The organism is Haloarcula sp. CBA1131, from assembly GCF_008728975.1.
In the GTDB taxonomy this organism is placed as follows: Archaea; Halobacteriota; Halobacteria; order Halobacteriales; family Haloarculaceae; genus Haloarcula; species Haloarcula hispanica.
This window is the reverse complement of sequence record NZ_RPCY01000001.1, coordinates 1,596,370-1,615,495: the sequence shown is the minus strand read 5'-3', so window position 1 is coordinate 1,615,495 and position 19,126 is coordinate 1,596,370. Positions and strand designations below refer to the sequence as shown.

General features: G+C 64.2%; 26 protein-coding genes and 1 pseudogene. 16 read left to right on the top strand and 11 right to left on the bottom strand.

Going from position 1 to position 19,126, the window contains the following annotated elements; genetic code table 11:
• Positions 1 to 40: 40 nt before the first annotated feature.
• Positions 41 to 736, bottom strand: a complete 696-nt coding sequence (locus Har1131_RS08365; protein ID WP_014040677.1) for a ThuA domain-containing protein — start codon at positions 734 to 736, stop codon at positions 41 to 43.
• Positions 737 to 1,015: 279 nt separating this feature from the next.
• Between Har1131_RS08365 and Har1131_RS08360 the strand changes: the two genes are divergently transcribed.
• Together Har1131_RS08360 and Har1131_RS08355 are read left to right on the top strand one after the other, a co-directional pair.
• Positions 1,016 to 1,390 carry a helix-turn-helix domain-containing protein gene (locus tag Har1131_RS08360; RefSeq protein WP_014040678.1) on the top strand — a complete coding sequence of 125 codons (375 nt, stop codon included), beginning with the start codon at positions 1,016 to 1,018 and terminating at the stop codon, positions 1,388 to 1,390.
• Between the two features lie 46 nt (positions 1,391 to 1,436).
• Positions 1,437 to 1,847: a CoA-binding protein gene (locus Har1131_RS08355; RefSeq protein WP_014040679.1), complete on the top strand. Its 411-nt coding sequence runs from the start codon at positions 1,437 to 1,439 to the stop codon at positions 1,845 to 1,847.
• A 251-nt stretch (positions 1,848 to 2,098) separates the two neighbouring features.
• Here Har1131_RS08355 and Har1131_RS08350 read toward each other — a convergent pair whose 3' ends face one another.
• Both Har1131_RS08350 and Har1131_RS21700 read right to left on the bottom strand, forming a co-directional pair.
• Positions 2,099 to 2,482, bottom strand: a complete 384-nt coding sequence (locus tag Har1131_RS08350; RefSeq protein ID WP_050007246.1) for a DUF393 domain-containing protein — start codon at positions 2,480 to 2,482, stop codon at positions 2,099 to 2,101.
• A 52-nt stretch (positions 2,483 to 2,534) separates the two neighbouring features.
• Positions 2,535 to 2,720, bottom strand: a complete 186-nt coding sequence (locus tag Har1131_RS21700) for a hypothetical protein (protein ID WP_154020784.1) — start codon at positions 2,718 to 2,720, stop codon at positions 2,535 to 2,537.
• A gap of 73 nt (positions 2,721 to 2,793) precedes the next feature.
• Here Har1131_RS21700 and Har1131_RS08345 point away from each other — a divergent pair, with 73 nt between their 5' ends.
• Together Har1131_RS08345 and Har1131_RS08340 are read left to right on the top strand one after the other, a co-directional pair.
• Positions 2,794 to 3,036 carry a BolA/IbaG family iron-sulfur metabolism protein gene (locus Har1131_RS08345; RefSeq protein ID WP_014040681.1) on the top strand — a complete coding sequence of 81 codons (243 nt, stop codon included), beginning with the start codon at positions 2,794 to 2,796 and terminating at the stop codon, positions 3,034 to 3,036.
• Positions 3,037 to 3,129: 93 nt separating this feature from the next.
• Positions 3,130 to 3,468: a glutaredoxin gene (locus Har1131_RS08340; protein WP_008313275.1), complete on the top strand. Its 339-nt coding sequence runs from the start codon at positions 3,130 to 3,132 to the stop codon at positions 3,466 to 3,468.
• Between the two features lie 24 nt (positions 3,469 to 3,492).
• Here Har1131_RS08340 and Har1131_RS08335 read toward each other — a convergent pair whose 3' ends face one another.
• Positions 3,493 to 3,672 (bottom strand): DUF5786 family protein, encoded by a 180-nt coding sequence (locus tag Har1131_RS08335; protein WP_004516241.1) that lies wholly within the window; start codon positions 3,670 to 3,672, stop codon positions 3,493 to 3,495.
• 174 nt (positions 3,673 to 3,846) lie between these two features.
• Here Har1131_RS08335 and Har1131_RS08330 point away from each other — a divergent pair, with 174 nt between their 5' ends.
• Complete coding sequence (locus tag Har1131_RS08330) at positions 3,847 to 5,769, top strand: beta-CASP ribonuclease aCPSF1 (protein WP_151145899.1); 1,923 nt, start codon at positions 3,847 to 3,849, stop codon at positions 5,767 to 5,769.
• 8 nt (positions 5,770 to 5,777) lie between these two features.
• Here Har1131_RS08330 and Har1131_RS08325 read toward each other — a convergent pair whose 3' ends face one another.
• From Har1131_RS08325 to moaA, 3 genes are read right to left on the bottom strand one after another with little or no spacing between them, the layout of a single operon-like run.
• Positions 5,778 to 6,791 carry a bifunctional oligoribonuclease/PAP phosphatase NrnA gene (locus Har1131_RS08325; RefSeq protein ID WP_014040683.1) on the bottom strand — a complete coding sequence of 338 codons (1,014 nt, stop codon included), beginning with the start codon at positions 6,789 to 6,791 and terminating at the stop codon, positions 5,778 to 5,780.
• A 55-nt stretch (positions 6,792 to 6,846) separates the two neighbouring features.
• Positions 6,847 to 7,932, bottom strand: coding sequence for a putative sulfate/molybdate transporter (locus Har1131_RS08320; protein WP_014040684.1), 1,086 nt, complete (start codon positions 7,930 to 7,932; stop codon positions 6,847 to 6,849).
• 51 nt (positions 7,933 to 7,983) lie between these two features.
• Positions 7,984 to 9,066, bottom strand: a complete 1,083-nt coding sequence (gene moaA / locus Har1131_RS08315) for a GTP 3',8-cyclase MoaA (RefSeq protein WP_014040685.1) — start codon at positions 9,064 to 9,066, stop codon at positions 7,984 to 7,986.
• A 109-nt stretch (positions 9,067 to 9,175) separates the two neighbouring features.
• Between moaA and yqeC the strand changes: the two genes are divergently transcribed.
• Positions 9,176 to 9,895: a selenium cofactor biosynthesis protein YqeC gene (gene yqeC / locus Har1131_RS08310; RefSeq protein WP_151145896.1), complete on the top strand. Its 720-nt coding sequence runs from the start codon at positions 9,176 to 9,178 to the stop codon at positions 9,893 to 9,895.
• 27 nt (positions 9,896 to 9,922) lie between these two features.
• Here the strand turns inward: yqeC and Har1131_RS08305 are convergent, their stop codons facing one another.
• Entirely contained in the window at positions 9,923 to 10,528 is a 606-nt protein-coding gene (locus tag Har1131_RS08305; protein WP_050036714.1) for a molybdenum cofactor guanylyltransferase, read from the bottom strand.
• Positions 10,529 to 10,606: 78 nt separating this feature from the next.
• Between Har1131_RS08305 and Har1131_RS22690 the strand changes: the two are divergent.
• The 7 genes and pseudogenes from Har1131_RS22690 to Har1131_RS22510 form a co-directional block, all read left to right on the top strand.
• Positions 10,607 to 11,151 (top strand): annotated as a pseudogene (locus Har1131_RS22690) (aldehyde ferredoxin oxidoreductase N-terminal domain-containing protein); the annotation flags it as partial.
• A gap of 21 nt (positions 11,152 to 11,172) precedes the next feature.
• Positions 11,173 to 12,378 carry an aldehyde ferredoxin oxidoreductase C-terminal domain-containing protein gene (locus Har1131_RS08300; RefSeq protein ID WP_370455089.1) on the top strand — a complete coding sequence of 402 codons (1,206 nt, stop codon included), beginning with the start codon at positions 11,173 to 11,175 and terminating at the stop codon, positions 12,376 to 12,378.
• Positions 12,375 to 13,163 carry a hypothetical protein gene (locus Har1131_RS08295; protein ID WP_050036716.1) on the top strand — a complete coding sequence of 263 codons (789 nt, stop codon included), beginning with the start codon at positions 12,375 to 12,377 and terminating at the stop codon, positions 13,161 to 13,163. The genes Har1131_RS08300 and Har1131_RS08295 overlap by 4 nt, the downstream gene beginning before the upstream one ends.
• A gap of 48 nt (positions 13,164 to 13,211) precedes the next feature.
• Entirely contained in the window at positions 13,212 to 13,478 is a 267-nt protein-coding gene (locus Har1131_RS08290) for a hypothetical protein (protein WP_014040690.1), read from the top strand.
• Positions 13,475 to 13,618 carry a hypothetical protein gene (locus tag Har1131_RS21695; protein ID WP_004516231.1) on the top strand — a complete coding sequence of 48 codons (144 nt, stop codon included), beginning with the start codon at positions 13,475 to 13,477 and terminating at the stop codon, positions 13,616 to 13,618. The genes Har1131_RS08290 and Har1131_RS21695 overlap by 4 nt, the downstream gene beginning before the upstream one ends.
• Complete coding sequence (locus Har1131_RS08285; RefSeq protein ID WP_174878659.1) at positions 13,615 to 13,959, top strand: hypothetical protein; 345 nt, start codon at positions 13,615 to 13,617, stop codon at positions 13,957 to 13,959. Before Har1131_RS21695 ends, Har1131_RS08285 begins: the two co-directional genes overlap by 4 nt.
• Positions 13,960 to 14,003: 44 nt before the next feature.
• Positions 14,004 to 14,138: a hypothetical protein gene (locus tag Har1131_RS22510; protein WP_008313251.1), complete on the top strand. Its 135-nt coding sequence runs from the start codon at positions 14,004 to 14,006 to the stop codon at positions 14,136 to 14,138.
• A gap of 60 nt (positions 14,139 to 14,198) precedes the next feature.
• Here the strand turns inward: Har1131_RS22510 and Har1131_RS08280 are convergent, their stop codons facing one another.
• Positions 14,199 to 15,416 carry a hypothetical protein gene (locus Har1131_RS08280; protein ID WP_050036717.1) on the bottom strand — a complete coding sequence of 406 codons (1,218 nt, stop codon included), beginning with the start codon at positions 15,414 to 15,416 and terminating at the stop codon, positions 14,199 to 14,201.
• Between the two features lie 96 nt (positions 15,417 to 15,512).
• On the opposite strand from Har1131_RS08280, the gene Har1131_RS21690 reads away from it, so the two are divergent.
• Genes Har1131_RS21690 through Har1131_RS08270 form a run of 3 tightly spaced genes read left to right on the top strand, consistent with a single transcriptional unit; the run spans position 15,513 to position 16,163 of the window.
• Positions 15,513 to 15,662 carry a hypothetical protein gene (locus tag Har1131_RS21690; RefSeq protein ID WP_014040693.1) on the top strand — a complete coding sequence of 50 codons (150 nt, stop codon included), beginning with the start codon at positions 15,513 to 15,515 and terminating at the stop codon, positions 15,660 to 15,662.
• Positions 15,662 to 15,937, top strand: coding sequence for a hypothetical protein (locus tag Har1131_RS08275; RefSeq protein WP_014040694.1), 276 nt, complete (start codon positions 15,662 to 15,664; stop codon positions 15,935 to 15,937). Before Har1131_RS21690 ends, Har1131_RS08275 begins: the two co-directional genes overlap by 1 nt.
• The gene (locus Har1131_RS08270) at positions 15,930 to 16,163 is read left to right on the top strand and encodes a hypothetical protein (protein WP_050036718.1); all 234 of its coding nucleotides are present in this window, start codon (positions 15,930 to 15,932) and stop codon (positions 16,161 to 16,163) included. The genes Har1131_RS08275 and Har1131_RS08270 overlap by 8 nt, the downstream gene beginning before the upstream one ends.
• Before the next feature lie 8 nt (positions 16,164 to 16,171).
• Here the strand turns inward: Har1131_RS08270 and Har1131_RS08265 are convergent, their stop codons facing one another.
• The gene (locus Har1131_RS08265; RefSeq protein ID WP_014040696.1) at positions 16,172 to 16,798 is read right to left on the bottom strand and encodes a molecular chaperone; all 627 of its coding nucleotides are present in this window, start codon (positions 16,796 to 16,798) and stop codon (positions 16,172 to 16,174) included.
• Positions 16,795 to 18,930, bottom strand: a complete 2,136-nt coding sequence (locus Har1131_RS08260; protein ID WP_151145893.1) for a 4Fe-4S dicluster domain-containing protein — start codon at positions 18,928 to 18,930, stop codon at positions 16,795 to 16,797. The genes Har1131_RS08265 and Har1131_RS08260 overlap by 4 nt, the downstream gene beginning before the upstream one ends.
• Between the last annotated feature and the right edge of the window lie 196 nt (positions 18,931 to 19,126).

The following is a 19,126-nucleotide window of genomic DNA, read 5'->3' as shown; positions in this document are numbered from 1 at the left end:
AACCGAGAGCTAACAGACAGCACAACGGTTGTCCCGACTGTCAGGACTGTCCAGCGCAGCGGTGGTCGGTCTCATCCGGCGCGGCCCAGGTAACAGCGTTGTGCAGGAGCTTCTGAACGACCGGCCGGTGATACACTGGAAACGTCTCGTGGCCGGGTTGGAAGTAGAATATCCGTCCTGCATCACGGTAGTAACAACACCCGCTGGGAAACACTGTGCCGTCGCCACACCAACTTACGGTCACCAGGGTGTCCGGTATCGGCAGGTCGAACCCCTTTCCGTAGATCTCGGCACGTTCGAGTTCGAACTCCTCGGGAAGCCCGTCGGTAATTGGGTGGCTCGATTCGACGACCCAGACGTGCTCGCGCTCGCCCTCCTCGCGCCAGCGCAGGGTGCCAGTCGTTCCCATGAGTGCCTCGAACGGCTTCGATTCGTGACTGGAGTGTAGCGGGATGAACCCCATTCCCTCACGGACAGCCTGCTCGACGCGGCTCGCAGTCGCATCGCTGACAGCATCGTGTGCGACATCGCCCCACCACAATAAAACGTCAGTTTCGGCGAGTATCTTCTCGGTTAGTCCGTTGGCAGGGTCATCGAGTGTCGCTGTCTGGACGGTGTGGCCGTAGGAAGTAAGCATCTCAGCCAACGTCGTGTGGATCCCGTCGGGGTACATCGCATTGGCCGGGCCTGTCGCCCGTTCGTGCCGGTTTTCGTTCCACACGGTGACTGCAACCATACAAGAATACACTGAATAACCGGAGAAAAATATAATTACTCTCTCATGGCTGGGAAGCTGCCGCTCGCCATGATTTTGGGCAGGCACACGCTGTGCGAGGGTCCACTGTGTCTCCCAAGCTATAGTAGCCATTGAAAATCAATACACACCTGATCGCACGACAGCAGTGCGATCAGGTGTGTACATGTTTCAATTGTTACTATAGCCCACGAACAGTAGCGTCCGGCTACCTGCACAGGGGTAGTTATTAGCCGGCCGCGGCCGAAATCCCGACAAGATATGAGCGATTCACCGGAGAAGCTCTCCGTCTGGTGTGCTGGCGAAGAGTGGTGTCCGATAACCACGACGGCGTCCCTCATCGGGAAGAAGTGGCACCCCGTCATCATCCACCGACTGCTTGATAACGGCCCGTCAGGATTTAACGAACTCAAAGAGAACGTCGACGGGATTTCTTCCAAAGTGCTCTCTGACAGCCTCGAAGACCTACAGGAGAAAGGGCTCGTCGACCGGGAAGTAATCAACGAACAACCGTTTCGCGTCAATTACTCGCTCACCGAACACGGGGAGTCACTTGAGTCCGTAATCACCGAAATGGCAGCGTGGGGCCAGACATACCTGCAGGAACCGACAGGGGCCGACGAGCCCACGGAGTAAGTCCCGCAGGCAATCGCTTTTGTTGCTGCCCGGCTAACATCCGTGTATGCCTGTTACTTCGGACGACGAACTCCGAGAGATCCTCGAACTGGACCGCGTCGCCGTCGTCGGGTGTTCGACCAGCCCCGGCAAGGACGCTCACGAGATCCCGAAGTACCTCCGCGAACAGGGGTACGAGGTGATTCCGGTCAATCCCTTCGCAGACGAGATATTCGGACAGAAGGCCTACGACTCGCTGTCAGAGATTCCCGGCGAGATAGACATCATCGACGTGTTCAGGCCAAGCGACGAGGTCAGCGACATCGTTGACGCGGCCCTGGAACGGGACGACGACGCCGTCATCTGGCTCCAGCTCGGCATCCACGACGACGAGGCCGTCGAACGTGCCGAAGCGGCCGGCCGCCGCGTCGTCCAGGACCGCTGTATGAAGCCGACCCACCAGCAACTGATGGCCTGAACAGGCAGATAACGGCTGAATGCGGTTGACACAGCCGTCGCCCGTACGGTCAGTCTGTGTCTGGGCCACATCCGGAGTGTGCTGCCGTGGGAGCCAGAGGGTACTGGCTCGTCCGGATGCTGTTCACCGGGCGCTGGCGGTCAGTTACCTCCTGGTGTTCGTTGTCGCGACCACGCGGTTCCGGTGTCGGTTCTGCGCTACGCCAGCCCGGTCAGCGAGGGCAATTTGCAACACGCCAGGGTCCGAGGTCGTCAGTTCGTGCCGTCCCTGCGCGCTGGCGGCGTCTTCGACATGACCTTCCCCCACTTCGAACGGTTATCGGCGACCTGTCGATAGGCCCGCTCGCGGAACCGCTCGTAGTCTTCGAACTGCCGGAAGAAGGAGACCAGCGGCCGCGCCGGCTTGCCTATGTCAGTGTAGGTGAGCGCTGTCTCGATGGACTCCCCACAGGAGTACACCTCCTCCTCGGTCACCAGATGCGAGCAGGACTCGTAGTCGTCCGGGAGTCGCTCCAGCAGGTCGTCGTCGAGGTCGGAGAACCCGACGATTTCGAGGTCGGACCGCTCGTCGATGAAGTCCGCCCACCACGTACAGAAGCCGCAGTCGTCGTCGTAGACGAGCGTAGCGTCGCTCATATTCGAGCTACGTACCCGAGGCACAAACACCTGTGGTTCAGCCGGCGGGAATTTACAGCCGATCACCACAGGTACGGACGTGGAGCGATTCGTCAGACTGATCGTGGCCGGCGGGCTTGCCTTGGTAGTCGGGCTCTGGACGGTTTGGCTTGTGGCCTCGTTCTCGGCAGTCCGGTTCGGCGGGGTCGCGCTCGCACTTCTGGGACTGGCCGCCCTCGGAGTCGGTATCAGCCGGCAACTGTCACTCAGTTAGTGACCGCGGCGTGACTGTGACGCCAACTGTTTTGCCTGCCGCTCTCTTCAGAGCGCGTATGGACGAGGATGCAGTCGCCGAACTCATCGAAACGGAACTGCCGGAGGCACAGGCGACGGTCACCACACCGCGGGACCCCGACGACGACAAACACTACGCCGTACGCGTGGTGTCCCCGGCGTTCGAGGGAGAATCACTAGTCGACCAGCACCAGCTCGTCCACGACGCGCTCGGGGACCATCTCACCCGCGACATTCACGCTATCGAGCTGACGACACTGACGCCCGAGGAAGCCGAGTAGTCGTATCCCGGCGGTGCGGTTCCGCTCGACCCGTCGGTACAACCTCGTTTGTCCCGTCGGTACGCCTTTATTGCCGACGGCGTTAGTGAGGGTATGGCATTCGAGCCCGAAGAACTCTCGCCCGAAGAAGTCACGGACCAGGTAGACAGCGTCATCGAGGACAACGAGGTCGTGCTGTTCATGAAAGGCAACGAGCTGATGCCACAGTGTGGCTACTCGAAGAAGGCCCTCGCACTACTGCAACAGCACCGCGACGACATCGAGACAGTGGACGTGCTCAAGGCGACCGACGCCTATCGGGAGGCCCTAGAGCGCCACAGCGACCGCGAGACTATCCCCCAAACGTTCGTCGACGGGGAGTTCATCGGCGGCAGCGACATCCTCGAACAGCTGGACGAGCGCGGTGAACTCGCGGAAAAAGTCGGCCAGTAAGCGCAGTCGGGAATGGCGGCGGCGTTACTCCTCGTCCTCGTCTTTCATGTCGCCGAGTTTGTCGACGAGGTCGCTCGTGGTCGCCTCCGTCTCGAAGGAGACCGACCCGTCGTGGTCGTTCTCGTGGACTGCAACGCCCTCGCTGTCGTCTGCGTCTACGTCGTTGTCCTTCTGTTCGGATTCATCGTAGCTACCAAAGCCCATACAACTACAACTCGCAGTCCCACACTAAAATTCGCCGGTTCCTGCCGAGACACGACCACACGATGACATACCGAGACAAGCAAAGGTTCTTTACCGTGCTTGCACTCCCGCTAGATAACGGCAGTCGAGAGCCGTGGTTTTACCGACGGCTATCGGGCCTCCATCTCCAAACTTATGAGTTCCGCAGACGAGACACTTGATCGAATCAAAGCACAGGTCGAAGAAGAGACACCGGACGACATCGAAATCGATTCCGTCGCGTTCGAGGGGCCGGAGCTGGTTATTTACACGCCGGATGCGCAGACGGTCGCCAACCGCGACGGGATCGTCAGAAACCTCGCACAGACGCTTCGCAAACGAATCAACGTTCGCCCCACGCAGGAAGCCCTCGTGCCGCCGAACGAAGCGCGGGCTCGGATCACGCAGACGATTCCCGAGGACGCCGGCGTCCAGAACCTGGATTTCGACCGCCAGACCGGCGAAGTGTTCATCGAGGCCGAAAAGCCCGGCCGCGTCATCGGCCGCCACGGGGCGACGCTGGACGATATTTCCGCCTCCGTCGGCTGGACTCCCGAAGTCGTCCGGACGCCGCCGATGGAGTCCTCGACCGTCTCGAACGTCCGGAACTACCTCAAGCAGGAACGCGAGGAACGACGGGACATCCTCCAGCGCGTCGGTCGACAGATCAACCGCCCCACTACGAGCGACGAGGACTGGGTTCGACTCACGACGCTGGGCTGCTGTCGTGAGGTCGGGCGCGCCGCGTTCATCCTCTCGACGCCCGAGTCCCGCATCCTCATCGACTGCGGCGACAAGCCCGGTGCTGAGGGCGAGGTCCCGTACCTTCAGGCACCCGAAGCGCTCGCGGCGGGGCCGAACTCCCTCGATGCCGTCGTCCTGACACACGCCCACCTGGACCACTCCGCGCTCATCCCGATCCTGTTCAAATACGGCTACGACGGCCCGATTTACACGACAGCGCCGACACGAGACCTGATGGGCCTGCTCCAGCTGGACTACCTCGACGTGGCTTCGAAGGAAGGGCGGACGCCACCATACGAGAGCCAGCAAGTCCGTGACGCGCTGAAACACACGATTCCTCTGGAGTTCGGCAACGTCACCGACATCGCGCCCGATATCAAACTCACGATGCACAACGCCGGTCACATCCTGGGCTCGGCGGTGTGTCACTTCCATATCGGCGAGGGACGGTACAACGTCGCCTTCTCCGGTGACATTCACTACAAGGACACTCGGCTGCTCGACGGCGCTGTCAACGACTTCCCGCGGGTGGAGACGCTCGTACTCGAGTCGACCTACGGCGGCAAGAACGACTACCAGACCGACCAGTCCGACTCCGAACGGGTCCTCAGAGACGTCATCAACGAGGCCTACGAGAACGACGGCAAAATCCTGATTCCGGCGTTCGCCGTGGGTCGGTCCCAGGAACTCATGCTCGTCCTCGAAGAGGCGATGCGAAAGGGCGACATCCCGACGATGCCGGTGTATCTCGATGGGATGATTCGAGAGGCAACGGCCATCCACACCGCGTATCCGGAGTACCTCCGGGACGACCTCCGCCAGCGTATCCTGTACGAGGACGAGAACCCGTTCCTCGCCGAGCAGTTCGAGCAAGTCGACGGCGGCGACGAGATGCGACAGGACATCGCCGACGACGAGCCGGCCATCATTCTGACCACCTCCGGGATGGTCACCGGCGGCCCCGTGATGTCCTGGCTCCGACTGCTGGGCAGCGACCCGGACAGCACGATGGCCTTTGTCGGCTATCAGGCCGAGGGGACGCTCGGTCGCCAGATCCAGCGCAGCCAGGACGAGATTACCTTGGGCGATACGAGCGGGCCACGCGCCGAGCGGGTGAGCCTCAGGCTCAACGTGGAGACGGTCGATGGCTTCTCCGGCCACGCCGACCGACAGGGGCTTGAGTCGTTCGTCGAGACGATGCACCCGCGACCGGAGAAAATTCTCTGTGTCCACGGCGACGCGTCCACGACGAACCAGCTGTCCTCGGCGCTGTACCAGAAGTTCAATATGCGGACGCACAACCCGAAGAACCTGGAAACGTTCCGCCTGTCCTGAACGGCGTCTCAGTCCTTTTCAGAGAGGTTCAGTCCGGCAAACAGCCGCGCCGAAATCACTTGCTCGACGATGTCGACGAGCACGGCGTCGTCGCTCGTGTAGTCGGCGAAAATGCCAAGCGGGACCTCGCCGCCGGCCATCTCTCTGTGACCACCCGCGCTCCCGACATCGCCCAGCGATGCGTCCAGAACGTCACCGATATTGATACGGGAGTCCGTTGACCGGGCGCTGAGCTGGATGGTGTCCTCGACAATGCCGAAGACGATGGCCGTCTCGACGCCCTCGAGCGTCGCCAGGTAGTCGGCCGCCTGCGGTAGTGCGTCCCGCTCCTGTGTCCGGCCGACGTGCGAGATTAACACCGAGCCTTTGACCGTCCGGTTCTCGATTGCGTCCGCGATGGCGTCGACGGTCGCACCACTGACTGATGGCGAGGAAAGCTGGCGCAACAGGTCCGAATCAGCCGCCGCTGTCAGGAAGCCGGCCGCCCCGTGCTCGTCTGTCGTCACGCCGCGCAGGAAGCCCAGCGTCTCGCGTCGAATGGCAAACAGTAGCGCCGTCGCCAAGCGGTCGTCGAGTTCGATGTCGAGGTCCCGCAGGTACTCGGTCAGTATCGTCGCCGTCGCCCCGATTTCTACCCGGTGATCGACGAACCGGGCGCTGATATCCTCGGCGGGATGGTGGTCGATAACGATGTCGACCGAGACGTCTTCGGGGACCCGGTTGTTCGCCCCCGGAATCGAGTGGTCGACGAAGGCGAGCAGTTCCGAGGATTCCCGGTCAGTCACGTCGGCCGCGTCAAACTCCTGGATGTCCATCTCCAGCAGATTGACGAACGAGCGGTTCTGCTGGTGTGAGATCTCGCCGCTGTAGAGGATGCGTCGCTCGTCGATGCCGACGGCGGCCGCGATGCGACCGAGTGCGAGCGCGCTGGCCAGGCAGTCGGGGTCGGGGTTGTTGTGACAGACGATGGTGAGTGACTCCGCCTCTCCGAGCAAGTTTTCGAGTTCCGTTGCGGGGCGCATCTATCAGTCGACCCTTCGGGCTCCTGATACAAGCGTGTGGGGGCCAGCCGCTGAGTCACAACTGGGTGCGCAGTTGCTGGACGAGGACGCCGACGACGAACGCGAGACCGAGGTTGACGAGTACGCCGAGGACGCCGATTGCCGCGACGACCGCCAGGTCGTCCGTTTTGGAAACGCCGGTCCAGCCCAGTTGGAGCGCGATTAGTACCAGAATGACCCCGAGCAGCGCCGTCGGGTAGGCCGCGATGACGCCGACGGCGAGGAACGCAGTCAGCACGTAGCCCGCGCCGAGTAGCAGGTTCGCGCCGGGCGTTCTGGCCCCGAAGGCGTACTTCCCGGCGACGCCGCCGCTCCCGTGACACATCGGGAACGCGCCGAACGGGACCGCGGCGAGGTTCATCAGCCCCATGCTGTTCGAGAGCTGGTCCGCGGACACGTCCCGGTCGAAGTAATCTGCGAGCAGGACTGACGTGGCGAGGGCGGCGTTGCCGACGGTGACTGCAATCTGGGCGAGGACGGCCTCTGCCGTTTGCACCGACAGTGTCATGCGTGGAAGCATGAACATGGCGTCGACAGCGGGGACGGCCGGCGTCGGTACGCCGGTCTCCGCGAGGGCGAGAACGACGCCGAGGACGAAGACGGCGAAGGCGCTCTGCCCACTGTAGCCCAGAAGTGCGAAGAGGGCCACAAGGCCGACGGCAACGACCAGGAGTGTTGGGTCGCTGAGCCCGAGGTCAACGCCCGTCTCCAGCAGGACCAGCGCGACGCCGAGTTGTACCCCACGAACGACGGTGTCGTCGACGTACTGATTGACCGTTTCGAGTGACCGCGTGGTTCCGAGCGCGAGCAGGATGCCCGCCAGCAGGAGCCCCGCAACGACGAGTTCGCCGGTGGAGATAGTCCCGGCGATGACCAGCGCGGCGAAGGCCTTCATCGGCTCGACCGATATCGGGACGCCGTAGTACAGCCCCCAGACGACCTGAAAAACGCCGAACCAGACGAGCATGACCGGGAGCGAGAGCTCCGTCAGCACGGCGACGGCCACGACGACCGGGAGCACCGTCGCGGAGTCCCCGACAGCGCCGGTGAGTTCGTTCCACGACAGTGAAATCGCGGTTCGGTCGCGGAGCGGGAGACTCATCCTGGCCGGTTTTCACGATGGAACAGTAAGAGCGCTTGCCCGCGGCGACCGCTACTCCGAGTACTCGTAGGGCGCACGGTCCCCGTCGGTGTCGATGTACTCCTCGTTTATCTCCCACTCGCCGTCCTCGGTTTCAATCATGTACTCGCCGTAGTAGGGGACGCGAGTGTCGACCGTCTCGCGGAACGCGGCGCGCATCGACTCTTTGGTCGTGCCGATGTCACGCAGGTCATCGTTGCGGTTCAGACAGCCCTTGAGGTAGCCGTCGTGGGTGAGCCGCACGCGATGACAGTTCGCACAGAAGTTCTCGTTGCCGACTGGGTCGACGATTTCGACCATCCCGCTGTTCTGGTTGTTGACCGGTTCCGTCTGAACGCCGCCGTCGGACGCGGCCAGCGAGGTGGTCGCGCCGCTCCCTTCGACCGCCGCCTCGGTGCTGTGTATCCAGTAGCGCTTGCGGTCGTGCATCTCCCGGTGTTCAACCGTGTCCGCGCGGTCTTCGAGCCAGTCGTGGACGCGGTCGATGTCGATGGCCCACTCCGGATGGCCGGCCAGTTCCGGCATGTACTCGATGAGCTGGAGCTGGAGCCCGGGGTTCTCGGCGACGTGGTCGACCATCTTCGGGACGTAGCCTGCGGTCGGCTCGAACACGACCATGTTGAGCTTCACCGGCGCGAGGCCGGCGTCCAGCGCCGCTTCGACGCCTTCGAGGACGCGGTCGTAGGCCCCGCTCTGTGTCAGCTCGGCGAAGGCCTCGCTGTCGAGCGCGTCCTGCGAGACGTTGACCCGCTCAAGGCCCGCGTCGACGAGGTCCGGGGCGCGGCCGGGGAGGAAGGTGCCGTTGGTCGTCATCGACACCTCCATCTCGTCGGGGGCGCGCCGGACGATTTCCTCTAAGTCCTCCCGGAGCATCGGCTCCCCGCCCGTGAACTTCACCGAGTCGACGCCGAACTCGGCGGCGACTTCGAGGAAGGCCACGATGGTGTCGGCAGTGAGTTCGTCGTCCTGTGCCTCCATCGGGCCCCGTGTGTCGCCCAGCCCCTCATTGTGGCAGTAGACGCAGTCGAAGTTACACCGGTCGGTCAGGGAGACGCGGACACCGGAGACCTCGCGACCGAAGTCGTCTTCGAGCATTTCCTTGCTAACTGTTCACAGCACAACCTCTTAAATGGCGTGACTGGTCCGGTTCCGTTGTCGCGCGCACCAGGGTAACGATTAATTCGGCGACTGCCGTGCACTGCGTATGAACATCGTCGATGCGCTGGACGCGCGGCGGGGAACGACCTGTTTCGTCGGCGCTGGGGGGAAGAAGACGACGATGGCAACGCTCGCCGGCCGACTGGACCGCGCGGTTGTCACAGCGACGGTCCGGATTCCGATATTCGACGGCTGGGTCGAGAACGTTGTCGTGACGGAGACCCCACGGACAGCCATTGACGAGGCGTCTGCGTGGCCGCTGGGCGTCGTCCCGACACAGGAGCGGCCGGACCGCTACCGCGGCTACGACCCGGAAACCGTCGCCGACCTGGCTGATATCGACCATCCGATTCTGGTGAAAGCCGACGGCGCACGGATGCGAGAGTTCAAAGCGCCGAGCGACCGCGAGCCACAGCTCCCCACGTCGGCCTCGACCGTCGTCCCGATTGCCAGCGCCCACGTCGTCGGCGAACCCTTGACCGACGACATCGTCCACCGGGTCGACGAAGTTACCGCGATTACCGGGCTCGCTCGCGGTGACGAGATTCGACCGCAAGACGTCGCCGCGGTCCTCGCCCACGAACAGGGCGGGCTGAAAGACATCCCTCCCGACGCGACCGAGATTCCGCTACTCAACATGGTCGACGACGAGAGACTCGAAACGAACGCGCGGGCTGTCGCCGAGGGGATTCACGACCGCGCCGACGTGCCACGCGTGGTGCTCGCGGAAATGCGAGCCGACGACCCACTGGTGGCAGTCGTCTGAGATCGAGCCGACACCGGCACCGCTTGTTCAAAATCGTTTGCCAGCGGCCTCGAACTCTTCGCGGGTATTGAGGTTGTTGAACGTATCAAGTGAGGTGCATTCGAGTATCTCTTCGCGTTCGACGACGACGTAATCGAGGTCGAACAGCGGTTCGACGACTTTGTGCTCGCCGCGTTCCAGCGCTCGCTGGCAGGCCGCCTGCATTGCCTCGGCGTGGTACACCGCCTGTGTCGTCTGGAACCACTCGTCCGGGCGCGGCACCGCGGCCTCGTGGGACGCTGCCCGCTCGAACAGATAGTCGAGGAACGCGGGATCGACGAAAGGCATATCACAGGCCACCACGGCGGCGTACTCGCTATCGACGGCCCCCAAACCGGTTGCGATGCCCGCCATCGGCCCCTGATCGGGGTCCTCGTCGAGCGCGAACGTCGGGTCGAGGGTGTGGCCCGACAGCGCCGCGTCGATGGCCTCGACCTGGTCCTCGCGGCAGTTCACGACGAGTTCGTCGACGACCTGTCCCAGTCGGTCGGCGACGCGGCGAATCATCGGCGTCCCCGCGAGGTCGGCGACGGCTTTGTCGCTGTCGCCGAACCGCGTCGACCGACCGCCCGCAACGATGACACCTGCGCGCATACCCTGCCTTCTCGGGTCTGGCAGAAAGGTGCTTGGTGCTGTGGGTAATCCTTTAGTCGACAGACGGAAGAGTGAGGTATGATGACAGTAGCCAATCGGGACCGGATGCTCCACGTCGACCTGTCGTCGGCATCGGTCGAGAGCTGTCCGGTTCCGGAGGCCTGGCGTCGCCAGTTTGTGGGCGGCAAGGGACTCGGCGCTCGGTACCTGTACGACAAACTCGACGCAGGCACCGACCCGCTAGGCCCGAGAACGTCCTGTTGTTCATGCTCGGGCCGGTCTCCGGGCTGCTCCCCGGCGAGACACGCTACGCGGCGGTCACGAAGTCGCCCCTGACTGGCGGCTTCCTCGACTCCTATGCGGGCGGGACGTTCCCGGACACGCTGGCCGGCGCGTTGCAGGACCACACCGGGATTCTTGTCACCGGGCGCGCTTCGGAGCCGGTCAAACTCGTCGTCGAGGCCGACGGCGCGACGGTCGAACCCGCCGAGACGTGGGGGCAGGATACAGCCGAAACCGACGCAGCGTTCCCCGAGGCTGCGGTGGCGTGTATCGGCCCGGCGGGCGAGCAGGGCGTCGCGTTCGCGACTATCGCTTCTGACGGCGGCGAACACCACGCGGGGCGGGGCGGTGCCGGAACAGTGATGGGCGCAAAACGGCTGAAAGCCGTCGTCGTCCGCGGTGAGCCGCCGACGGACCTCGCGGAGCTACGGGAGCAGTACGCCAAGCGGTACCGCGAGGGCGACACCGGACAGTGGCTCAACGCCAGCGGGACCGTCGAAACGGTCGACTTCGCCAACGAGATCGGCGCGCTCTCGACGCGCGGCTGGGAAGACGGCCAGTTCGAGGGAGCCGACGGGGTCGGTATCGAAGCCGTGCAGGAACTCGCCGCGGGGCGGGAGTACGACGACGATGCTAGCCCCGGCGGGTTCCGCGTCCAGACGGAGGACGGCGAAACCGTCCCGCGCGGGGCGACGGCGATGAGCCTTGGGGCCGGGCTTGGCATCGACGACTTCGACGCCGTGGCGACGCTGGGCGAGACATGCAACCGACTGGGGCTCGACCTCATCAGCGCCGGAAGCGCCGTCGCGTGGGCTATCAAAGCCGGCGACGCCGGCCTGCTTGCGGAATCGCTCGATTACGGGAGTCCTGACGACGCGCGAGCGCTCCTCGAAGAAATCGTCGCGCGGGAGTCGACGCTCGGCGACGCTCTGGCCGACGGCGTTGACGCGGCCTCGGCCCGTCTAGGCGGGGACGACCTCCTGCCGACGGTCAAGGCTATGGAACTGCCCGCGTACGACCCCCGCGGCGCACGGAGCATGGCACTGGCGTACGCGACCAGCGACCGCGGGGCCTGTCATCGGCGGGCGCTCCCCATCGAGCGGGAAGCCTTCGACTCCGATTGGGACCCGGAGCGGGCGGCCGCGGCCGTCATCCGCGAACAGGACCAGCGCTCGGTGCTGTGGTGCCTCGTCGTCGACGACTTCGTCGGCGACGCCTTCGAAGACCTCGGCGCGGAGTGGCTCGACGCTATCGGCCTGGACACGGACGGCGACCTCGCGACGGTCGGCGAGCGGGTCTGGACGCTCACGCGCCTGTTCAACGTCCGGGAGGGCGTTTCCCGAGCCGACGACGAACTCCCGGCAAAGCTGCAGGAACCGCTTGATTCTGGCCCGAACGCTGGCGCGGCAATCGACACCGAGTCGTTCGACGCGATGCTCGACGAGTACTACAGCCAGCGCGGCTGGGACGCCGACGGCCGGCCCACCCCCGAGACAATCGAGCGACTCGGCCTCGCGGACGCCGTCGACCAATCGACACGACCAGCGGACACGACACTCGGAGAATGACAGACGAAATCGACCTCGACGAACTCGACGTACAGGACGACGAGGAGACGCCGAACCGGGGCGACTGGTTCTGGAGTGGTGATGGCGACCCCGAAGACGAACCCGACTCCGGAGCGACTGGGACCGAATCGGTACGGCCCGACAGCGATACCGAGGCTGAGAGTCCCGGCGCGGCCACAGATACGGGTCCTGCTTCGGACACTGGTGTCGAAGGGAATGGCGGAGATACCGCCAGCGCAGACCCCGGAGGCCAAGCGGTCCCCCACGTCCCGCGGGAGAACAAGGACAAGCCGGTCGGTATTCCGACAGACAGCGGCGGCGCGGGCGGCGCGGCCGCGACCGACACAGACCCGGCCTCGAACGTCGCCGAGGACCCCGCTGCCGGCGAGGAACCCGTCGAAGCGAGCGGTCCCCACGGCGGCGGCATCGACGACATGACGATGGCTGTGACCTACGACGCGGCCCGGCAGTTCGCCGATCCGCAACTGGTCTTCCGCGAGGCGCGGGCGTGGGCCGACTGGGTCGGTATCGTCGGCGACGTCGACGCCTTCGTCATCAACAAGTTCCAGCGTGACCACGGCATCGATGCCGACTTCTTCAGCGGCGCGGGTCAGGAACCGGCCGAACGCCTCGCCGACATCGGCGAGCACTCGATGTTCTACGCCGAGCGGATGGTCCTCGTCGGCCGTCCGGACGACGAGCCCATCGCCGACCGGACGGGCTGGGAGTTCATCCCGCTCGCCGACGCCGCAGAGAAGGCGGAGTGGGAACTCGCTGACGAGTGACGCCCTATATTTATAATGCTTGCTGGTCATTGTCATACACGAACGACAATGACACTCCGAACCGCGGTCCACCAGTCGAAGATACTCACGTTCGTGGTACTGGGGGCCTTCGTCTGGCTCTTATTGACACTGTTCGAAGTACTGTCGACCATCAACTTCGCGACCGGAACAGCGACGTTCGTCGGTCAGAACGCGCTGGGCGGTCTCGCCGGAGTGCTTGTGCTGACTATCGTCCTCGGGGCGCTCGTGGTTCTGTACTCCGAGATAACCGAGTCAGACCCGGCCCCGCAGTCGTGGCCCCCGTCGGAAGAATGACGTACTACAGTTGCGAAGAATGCGGCCAGATGATAGACCTCTCGGCGTTCGAGGGGCAGCCGCGCCGGCAGGACTGTCCGGTATGTGAGGAGACGACGCTGTGGACGCCCGAGTTCGAGGGTGAAGGGGTGTCGTTTTGACACTCGCTTTCGAGGTGAGCGACCGCCTGTACGAGGCCGCTCAGGAGTGGGCCGACCGGCGGTTGGAGGACATCGACGAAGCGATGGAAACGAAAGTCGAGCAGGCGTTGCTGGAGATCGAACACCTCGTCTCACAGTCCCACGACGTGGCGTTCGAGGTCGACGGCCGCGAGGTACGGTACGAACCGACAGAAGAACTGGCCGCGTTGCTCCGTCGGCAGGCCGAGGAGAGCGGAATCGACGAGAGTACCGTGCTGAAGATGCACGTCGACCTCTACGCGAACGCGTTCCTCGACGAAGTCTCGGACGAGCAGAAACCGCCGGGAACGCCGTCTGAGTGACGGCACCAAAACTTAAGCCCGGCCACTACGACAGATGATATACAATGGCACACGAAGAGAGTGAGTGGAAACCGAAGGGTGCGACAGAGACGTTCAACGACTTCGAGGTCTGGGACCACGGCGTCTGGCCGGGCGACGTGAACCAGAACGACACGACGACGGACGACGACGAGGAGTGACCCGCTGCCGGCGTCAGGTTCGTACTGTTTTCGTGGCCCCTCTCTACATGCGAGCGACAGCTACGGGGCCGGGAAGACCCGTTTGTCACGCGGCGGGACGTAGAAGTTCGAGCGTGACGCAACCTCGATGAATTCCAGCAGGCCGTTGTTCTGTCGATCCCGGAGTTCCTCGTGTTCCTCCCGGAGCCACCACCCGTTCATCGCGTCCCGGACTTCCTCGAAGTCACGCGGGCGTTCCTGTAACGAGAGGAAGTGAATCCCGGCCTGGCCGCCGTCAATCGTGTTGAAATCGCGCCGGAGGACAATCGGCTCCCCGTCCTTGCGGGCGCGGGCCACCTTCTCGAAGTGGCCGACCTCCCCCTCTGTGCTCGCGTGCTCGCGGACCATGTCGGCGAAGGGGAGGGTACCTCTATCGATGTCCTCCGGCGAGAACTCCGCCGAGAACAGTCGCTTGACGCGGTCGGACTGGGCGAGTTCCCACCAGTTGTCGAAGGCCTCGTTGATTCGTGAGAGGTGTATCGTCGTCCCGCCGGCGTACGGGCCGTCGTCGATGGTGACGCGGTCCTCGCTGGCCTGCGTCCCGGCCCGGCCGGCGAAAAAGCCCGAGAACATATACGACTCCTCGGGGATGTCGGCGGGGACGCCCTCCGCGTCGGCGTGGGCCGCCGGGAGCCCCTCGCCGATGAAGCCGCCGCGGCGGTCGGCGACGGAGAACACGTCGCCGAGTCGACCCTGAATCTCCGCGTCCGCGAGCGTCGGCCGCGTGTCGAACATCGCCGACTCGGCGGCCGCGAGGTGCGAGGGAACGTCGCTCGCGAGGACGAGCATCGCGTCGAAAGACTGCAGGTCGGGGTTGTCCGTCCGGGAGAGGACTCGCGGGCTGCGTATCGGGGACGAATCGAGCGACCCGTAGGTGTCGAAGTAGCTCGTCCCCCAGCCGAGCATATGCAGGAGCCCCGAACTGGTGAACTCGTAGGCGTCTTCCAGTGTTCGCATCGCTAGCTCGACAGTCTCCGCGGCAGAATCCGACGGTGACCCGTCGAGGTCGAGCATGAACAGACGGAAATGACGTGGCAACAGGTCGTTGCCGGCGGCGTCGCTCCGGAGGCGCGCGTTCCAGGCGTGTTGCCGTCTCGGGAGTTCGTCGGCTCGGGGGTTCGGGTCGAGGTCACCCGTCGGCGACTCCGCTTGCCTGGCCAGCAGGGACGAACACCCGCTGAGACCGGCTGCTCCGGAGAGTGCGGAGAGTCGAAGCAGCAGCCCTCGGCGCGAGTTCATGGTATGATATCACAAGGGTAGGTCTGCGTGGAGAAAAACGTTGTCTCAAGGGAACAGGTCGCAACGGTTTTTACTTGACATTCCGTACCATATACCATGTTAACTATACTCATACACTCGGAATCGGGACTCACCCTCCCGTTTCCACCCGATATGGGCACGGCGGTCCTCGGTGTCGGACTGGTCGTCCTCGCCGTCGTCACGTACGATATCTATCAGCAGCACTGGACCGGGGAGGGAACCTGATGGCCACCGAACAATCGGACTCCCGGCTGACAGCCGTCTCGCTCCTCGGATATCTTCGAATCCTGGTCTACACTCTCGCTACGCTGCTGGCGCTGTCACTGCTTGTCGTCGGAACGATCGGACTCATCGCCGAGCTCAAGGGGAGCTGGCACTGGGAGATTCACCTCAAATCGACTATCAGCTACATCGGCCTGTTCGTCAGCCGGCTGCTGATCGTTCTCGTCCCGCTGTTCGTGGTCCTCGTCGTCGGTCGGCGGGTGGTGCCCGATGCGTGAGCGACTGCGTGTGAACCCCTTCGGCGTCGTCGCGGCGGCGTCAGTCACGCTCCTCTGCGTGCTGGTCGCGGGCGCGGGAGCCGTCGCAGTCGTCGCACGGTCGGTCAACTCCTGGCGGTCGCTCTTTTTCATGGAACAGACGATGGCGTTCCTGCTGCCCGCGGTGAAGGTCCTGCTGGTCGTCGGCCTCATCGCAAGCACGGGCCTCGTGCTCCGTATCCGGTAGCCGCCCTGCTAGCCGATCTGCGCGACGATCTCGTCCTCGAAGCGGACCAGCCCCTCACAGATGAGCGCCGCCGCGAGGAACAGCCCCTCGTCGGCTTCCTCGCGCATCTCGTCGGCGAAGTCGATGACCCACTCGCTGAGGTGTTGCTCGATGAACACCCGCTCGTAGCCGACGGTCTCCTCGTCGCCCTCGCGCTGGCGCTCGATGAGATACCGCAGGAACGCCAGCTCGACGGCGATGAAGTCGTCCTCTTCGGGGTAGTCCTCGGGCGGTGCCCAGCCTGCCGCACCGTAGCTGGCATCGACTTCGGCGAGCCCCTCGCCGATGAACTCCGTGTCCTCGCGGTAGTTCGTCTCGTGGGGCAACACCGGCGGCCGCGGGCCGACGAGCAGGTCCGTGTACTCCCGTTCGAGTTCGTCCTGCACGTCCGAGACCGACCGGTCAGTGTTGTCGTCTATCCACGCCTGCAGCATCTCGAAACCCTCGTCCAGCTGGTCGTTGATGGAGTCCTCCGGCAGTTGAACCTCGCCGCTCAACAGCCGCTCGACGAACGCCTCTTCGGGCACGTCCCAGAACACGTCGATGACGAAGTCCACCAGTTCGAGGCGGGCCTCGTAGACAGCCGCGTCGTTCATCGTTTCTCCCCCTGGTCGAACAGCAGGCGACTCCGACAGTCGCTGCAGTACTCGAAGACGCTGTGGTCGGCGTCGGGGGCCAGCCCCTCGACCCGGTCGCCGACCTCCGCCTCGATCTTGTCGGCGGAGGCGACGCTGGTGAACGGTTTGCCACAGCGAACGCATTCCAGCATATCGCCCTCGTGGACGGTCACCCAGGCCTCGCCGTCGCGGTTCTCGGGGAGCAAGGAGAGGTCGAGCCCGTCGCGCATCGTGATCGCCGTCTCCGGACAGCCCTCCTCACAGAGGCCGCAGTTCACGCAGTCCGCGTGGTTGAACGCCAGTTCACCCTCACCGGTTCGCTGGATGGCGTCGGTCGGACAGAGGTTCGTACAGGTCGGCGTCAGCGTACACGCGTCGTTGACGTCCATAATGCCGAAGTCTTTCAGCCCGCGAATCACCTCGCGTTCGGGCTCGACGTGATCGAGGATGGTTCGAACGCTCTCCAGCGTCCAGCCGTGGCTGTCGAAGTCGGGGTTAGGGCGGGGCTCCTCGCGGTCGGTGTCGCTGCGGCCGGTCGCCTCGTAGTCGCCAGCCGGAATCGGCGTCTCGTCGAGGCCGAACTCGACGAAGCCAGACAGCGATTCGACGAAGGCTTGGGGGTTGCCGGCCTCCGGCGCGAAGAAGCCGACCCGGTCGCCCAGGCCCAGATCGGTCGTCGCCTGATTGAGCCGGTCGACCAGCTCCTGCTTGGGGTCCGGGCCAGAGTGGAGGCAGGAGCCGCCACAGCCGACGATGGCGACGCCGTCCGCGCCGGCCGCCAGCGCGTGCATGACGTGTGCTTCACCGACCGTGTCCGTGCAGTTGACCTGCACCGGGAGAATCGGTGGGTAGTCGAGATCGCCCGATTGGACGGCTTTGCGTCCGTGTGCGCGGAGCCGTTCGGCGGCGTACTCCGAGCAGACGAAGGCGACGACCTGCGTGTCGATACCTGCGCTGTCGCCACGCGAGAGTAGTCCCTCGTCCGTGTCGTCTTCCAGCAGCGCCTCGACTTCGCGGGCGAGCCGCCGGTTCGATGGCTCGCGGAGCTGTGTCGCGCCCGTCGGACAGGAACTCGTACAGGCCCCGCAGTTCTCGCAGGCTGCCTCGTCGAACTCGACTGAATCGATAGTGGGCCGGTCGACCGCGCCGTGGGGACAGGCGTCTACGCAGGCCGTACACCCCTCCTGGCTAGATGCCCCGGCGGCACAGACGTCCATATCGAGGTCGAGGAACTGCGGCTTCTCGATGCCGCCCAGTTGCGATTCGACGGCGGCGATGGTTCCGGCGTCGACGGGACCCGTATAGAAGCCAAGCCGGCCACCGCGGGCGTTGTCCCGGCCGCCGGGGTAGATGACCTGGTCGACTTCGACGGTGTGGGTGACGCCGTCCAGATCGATAGCGTCGGTCGGGCAGATGTTCGTCCATTCGCCGTCGGGCGCGTCGGGGTGAATATCGACAGGGAACTCGATCACCATTCCGTCCGGCCCCTCTCGAACGCAGTCCATGCAGTCGATGCAGTCGTCGGTGACGCGGGCTTCCAGCGTGAGTTCGTACTCGCCGTAGGAGCCATCGATGTCGACGACGCGGCCGCGCTCCATCGTCACGTCGCCGAGCCCTTCCACGTCCGCGAAGTCCCGCCCGTCCGCAACGAACGTCACGTCGGCGCCGTCGGTCAGTGACCGCGCTGCTTCCGGATCACCAACGACGGCGACGCGGTTCCCGGCGTCTTTCGACACCGTCCGCGACGGCGCTTCCTCGCGGAGGCCGGCCCGCTTTGCATTGATGAGACGGGCCGTCTTGTCGGTGGCCGCGGCCCCGTCGTGGACCCAGGCGTTGGTTTCCCGGTGGTCGACGAACACCGACGCCTCGGGGTGAAGGCCGTGTTCGTCGGCGAGCCCGCGGATGCGATCCTGACACGACGGTTCCGGTGTCGTCGCGATGACCTGATCGAGATCGTACTCCTCGATGACCTGTGACATCCCGGCCAGGCCGTCCTGACAGAGCAGTTCGGAACTGGCCACGACGTCGACATCGCTGACACCGTCCCGTACCGCTTCGAGGTCGATATCGCACGATCCCCCACAGGAACACACGAAGGCGCCCGTGTTCATTAATCATGCAAAACCCTGTCCCGGTAATAGACCTTGCGGAGTGTTCACACATCTATTCATGAATACAACCCCAAATATTTGGCTGGGTAGAAAATTTCATGAATTATTATGGCTAACTATGACACATTTTATCATGGACGACATCGAATTTGTGGCACGTCTAGAGAGACAATGACAAACCAGATTTCGTGGCAAA

Excerpts from the sequence above, each read along its gene's own strand:
- Har1131_RS08365 (WP_014040677.1), bottom strand. The coding sequence starts at position 736 with ATGGTTGCAGTCACCGTGTGGAACGAAAACCGGCACGAACGGGCGACA.
- Har1131_RS08360 (WP_014040678.1), top strand. The coding sequence starts at position 1,016 with ATGAGCGATTCACCGGAGAAGCTCTCCGTCTGGTGTGCTGGCGAAGAG.
- Har1131_RS08355 (WP_014040679.1), top strand. The coding sequence starts at position 1,437 with ATGCCTGTTACTTCGGACGACGAACTCCGAGAGATCCTCGAACTGGAC.
- Har1131_RS08350 (WP_050007246.1), bottom strand. The coding sequence starts at position 2,482 with ATGAGCGACGCTACGCTCGTCTACGACGACGACTGCGGCTTCTGTACG.
- Har1131_RS08345 (WP_014040681.1), top strand. The coding sequence starts at position 2,794 with ATGGACGAGGATGCAGTCGCCGAACTCATCGAAACGGAACTGCCGGAG.
- Har1131_RS08340 (WP_008313275.1), top strand. The coding sequence starts at position 3,130 with ATGGCATTCGAGCCCGAAGAACTCTCGCCCGAAGAAGTCACGGACCAG.
- Har1131_RS08335 (WP_004516241.1), bottom strand. The coding sequence starts at position 3,672 with ATGGGCTTTGGTAGCTACGATGAATCCGAACAGAAGGACAACGACGTA.
- Har1131_RS08330 (WP_151145899.1), top strand. The coding sequence starts at position 3,847 with ATGAGTTCCGCAGACGAGACACTTGATCGAATCAAAGCACAGGTCGAA.
- Har1131_RS08325 (WP_014040683.1), bottom strand. The coding sequence starts at position 6,791 with ATGCGCCCCGCAACGGAACTCGAAAACTTGCTCGGAGAGGCGGAGTCA.
- Har1131_RS08320 (WP_014040684.1), bottom strand. The coding sequence starts at position 7,932 with ATGAGTCTCCCGCTCCGCGACCGAACCGCGATTTCACTGTCGTGGAAC.
- moaA (WP_014040685.1), bottom strand. The coding sequence starts at position 9,066 with ATGCTCGAAGACGACTTCGGTCGCGAGGTCTCCGGTGTCCGCGTCTCC.
- yqeC (WP_151145896.1), top strand. The coding sequence starts at position 9,176 with ATGAACATCGTCGATGCGCTGGACGCGCGGCGGGGAACGACCTGTTTC.
- Har1131_RS08305 (WP_050036714.1), bottom strand. The coding sequence starts at position 10,528 with ATGCGCGCAGGTGTCATCGTTGCGGGCGGTCGGTCGACGCGGTTCGGC.
- Har1131_RS08300 (WP_370455089.1), top strand. The coding sequence starts at position 11,173 with ATGGGCGCAAAACGGCTGAAAGCCGTCGTCGTCCGCGGTGAGCCGCCG.
- Har1131_RS08295 (WP_050036716.1), top strand. The coding sequence starts at position 12,375 with ATGACAGACGAAATCGACCTCGACGAACTCGACGTACAGGACGACGAG.
- Har1131_RS08290 (WP_014040690.1), top strand. The coding sequence starts at position 13,212 with ATGACACTCCGAACCGCGGTCCACCAGTCGAAGATACTCACGTTCGTG.
- Har1131_RS21695 (WP_004516231.1), top strand. The coding sequence starts at position 13,475 with ATGACGTACTACAGTTGCGAAGAATGCGGCCAGATGATAGACCTCTCG.
- Har1131_RS22510 (WP_008313251.1), top strand. The coding sequence starts at position 14,004 with ATGGCACACGAAGAGAGTGAGTGGAAACCGAAGGGTGCGACAGAGACG.
- Har1131_RS08280 (WP_050036717.1), bottom strand. The coding sequence starts at position 15,416 with ATGAACTCGCGCCGAGGGCTGCTGCTTCGACTCTCCGCACTCTCCGGA.
- Har1131_RS21690 (WP_014040693.1), top strand. The coding sequence starts at position 15,513 with ATGTTAACTATACTCATACACTCGGAATCGGGACTCACCCTCCCGTTT.
- Har1131_RS08275 (WP_014040694.1), top strand. The coding sequence starts at position 15,662 with ATGGCCACCGAACAATCGGACTCCCGGCTGACAGCCGTCTCGCTCCTC.
- Har1131_RS08270 (WP_050036718.1), top strand. The coding sequence starts at position 15,930 with ATGCGTGAGCGACTGCGTGTGAACCCCTTCGGCGTCGTCGCGGCGGCG.
- Har1131_RS08265 (WP_014040696.1), bottom strand. The coding sequence starts at position 16,798 with ATGAACGACGCGGCTGTCTACGAGGCCCGCCTCGAACTGGTGGACTTC.
- Har1131_RS08260 (WP_151145893.1), bottom strand. The coding sequence starts at position 18,930 with ATGAACACGGGCGCCTTCGTGTGTTCCTGTGGGGGATCGTGCGATATC.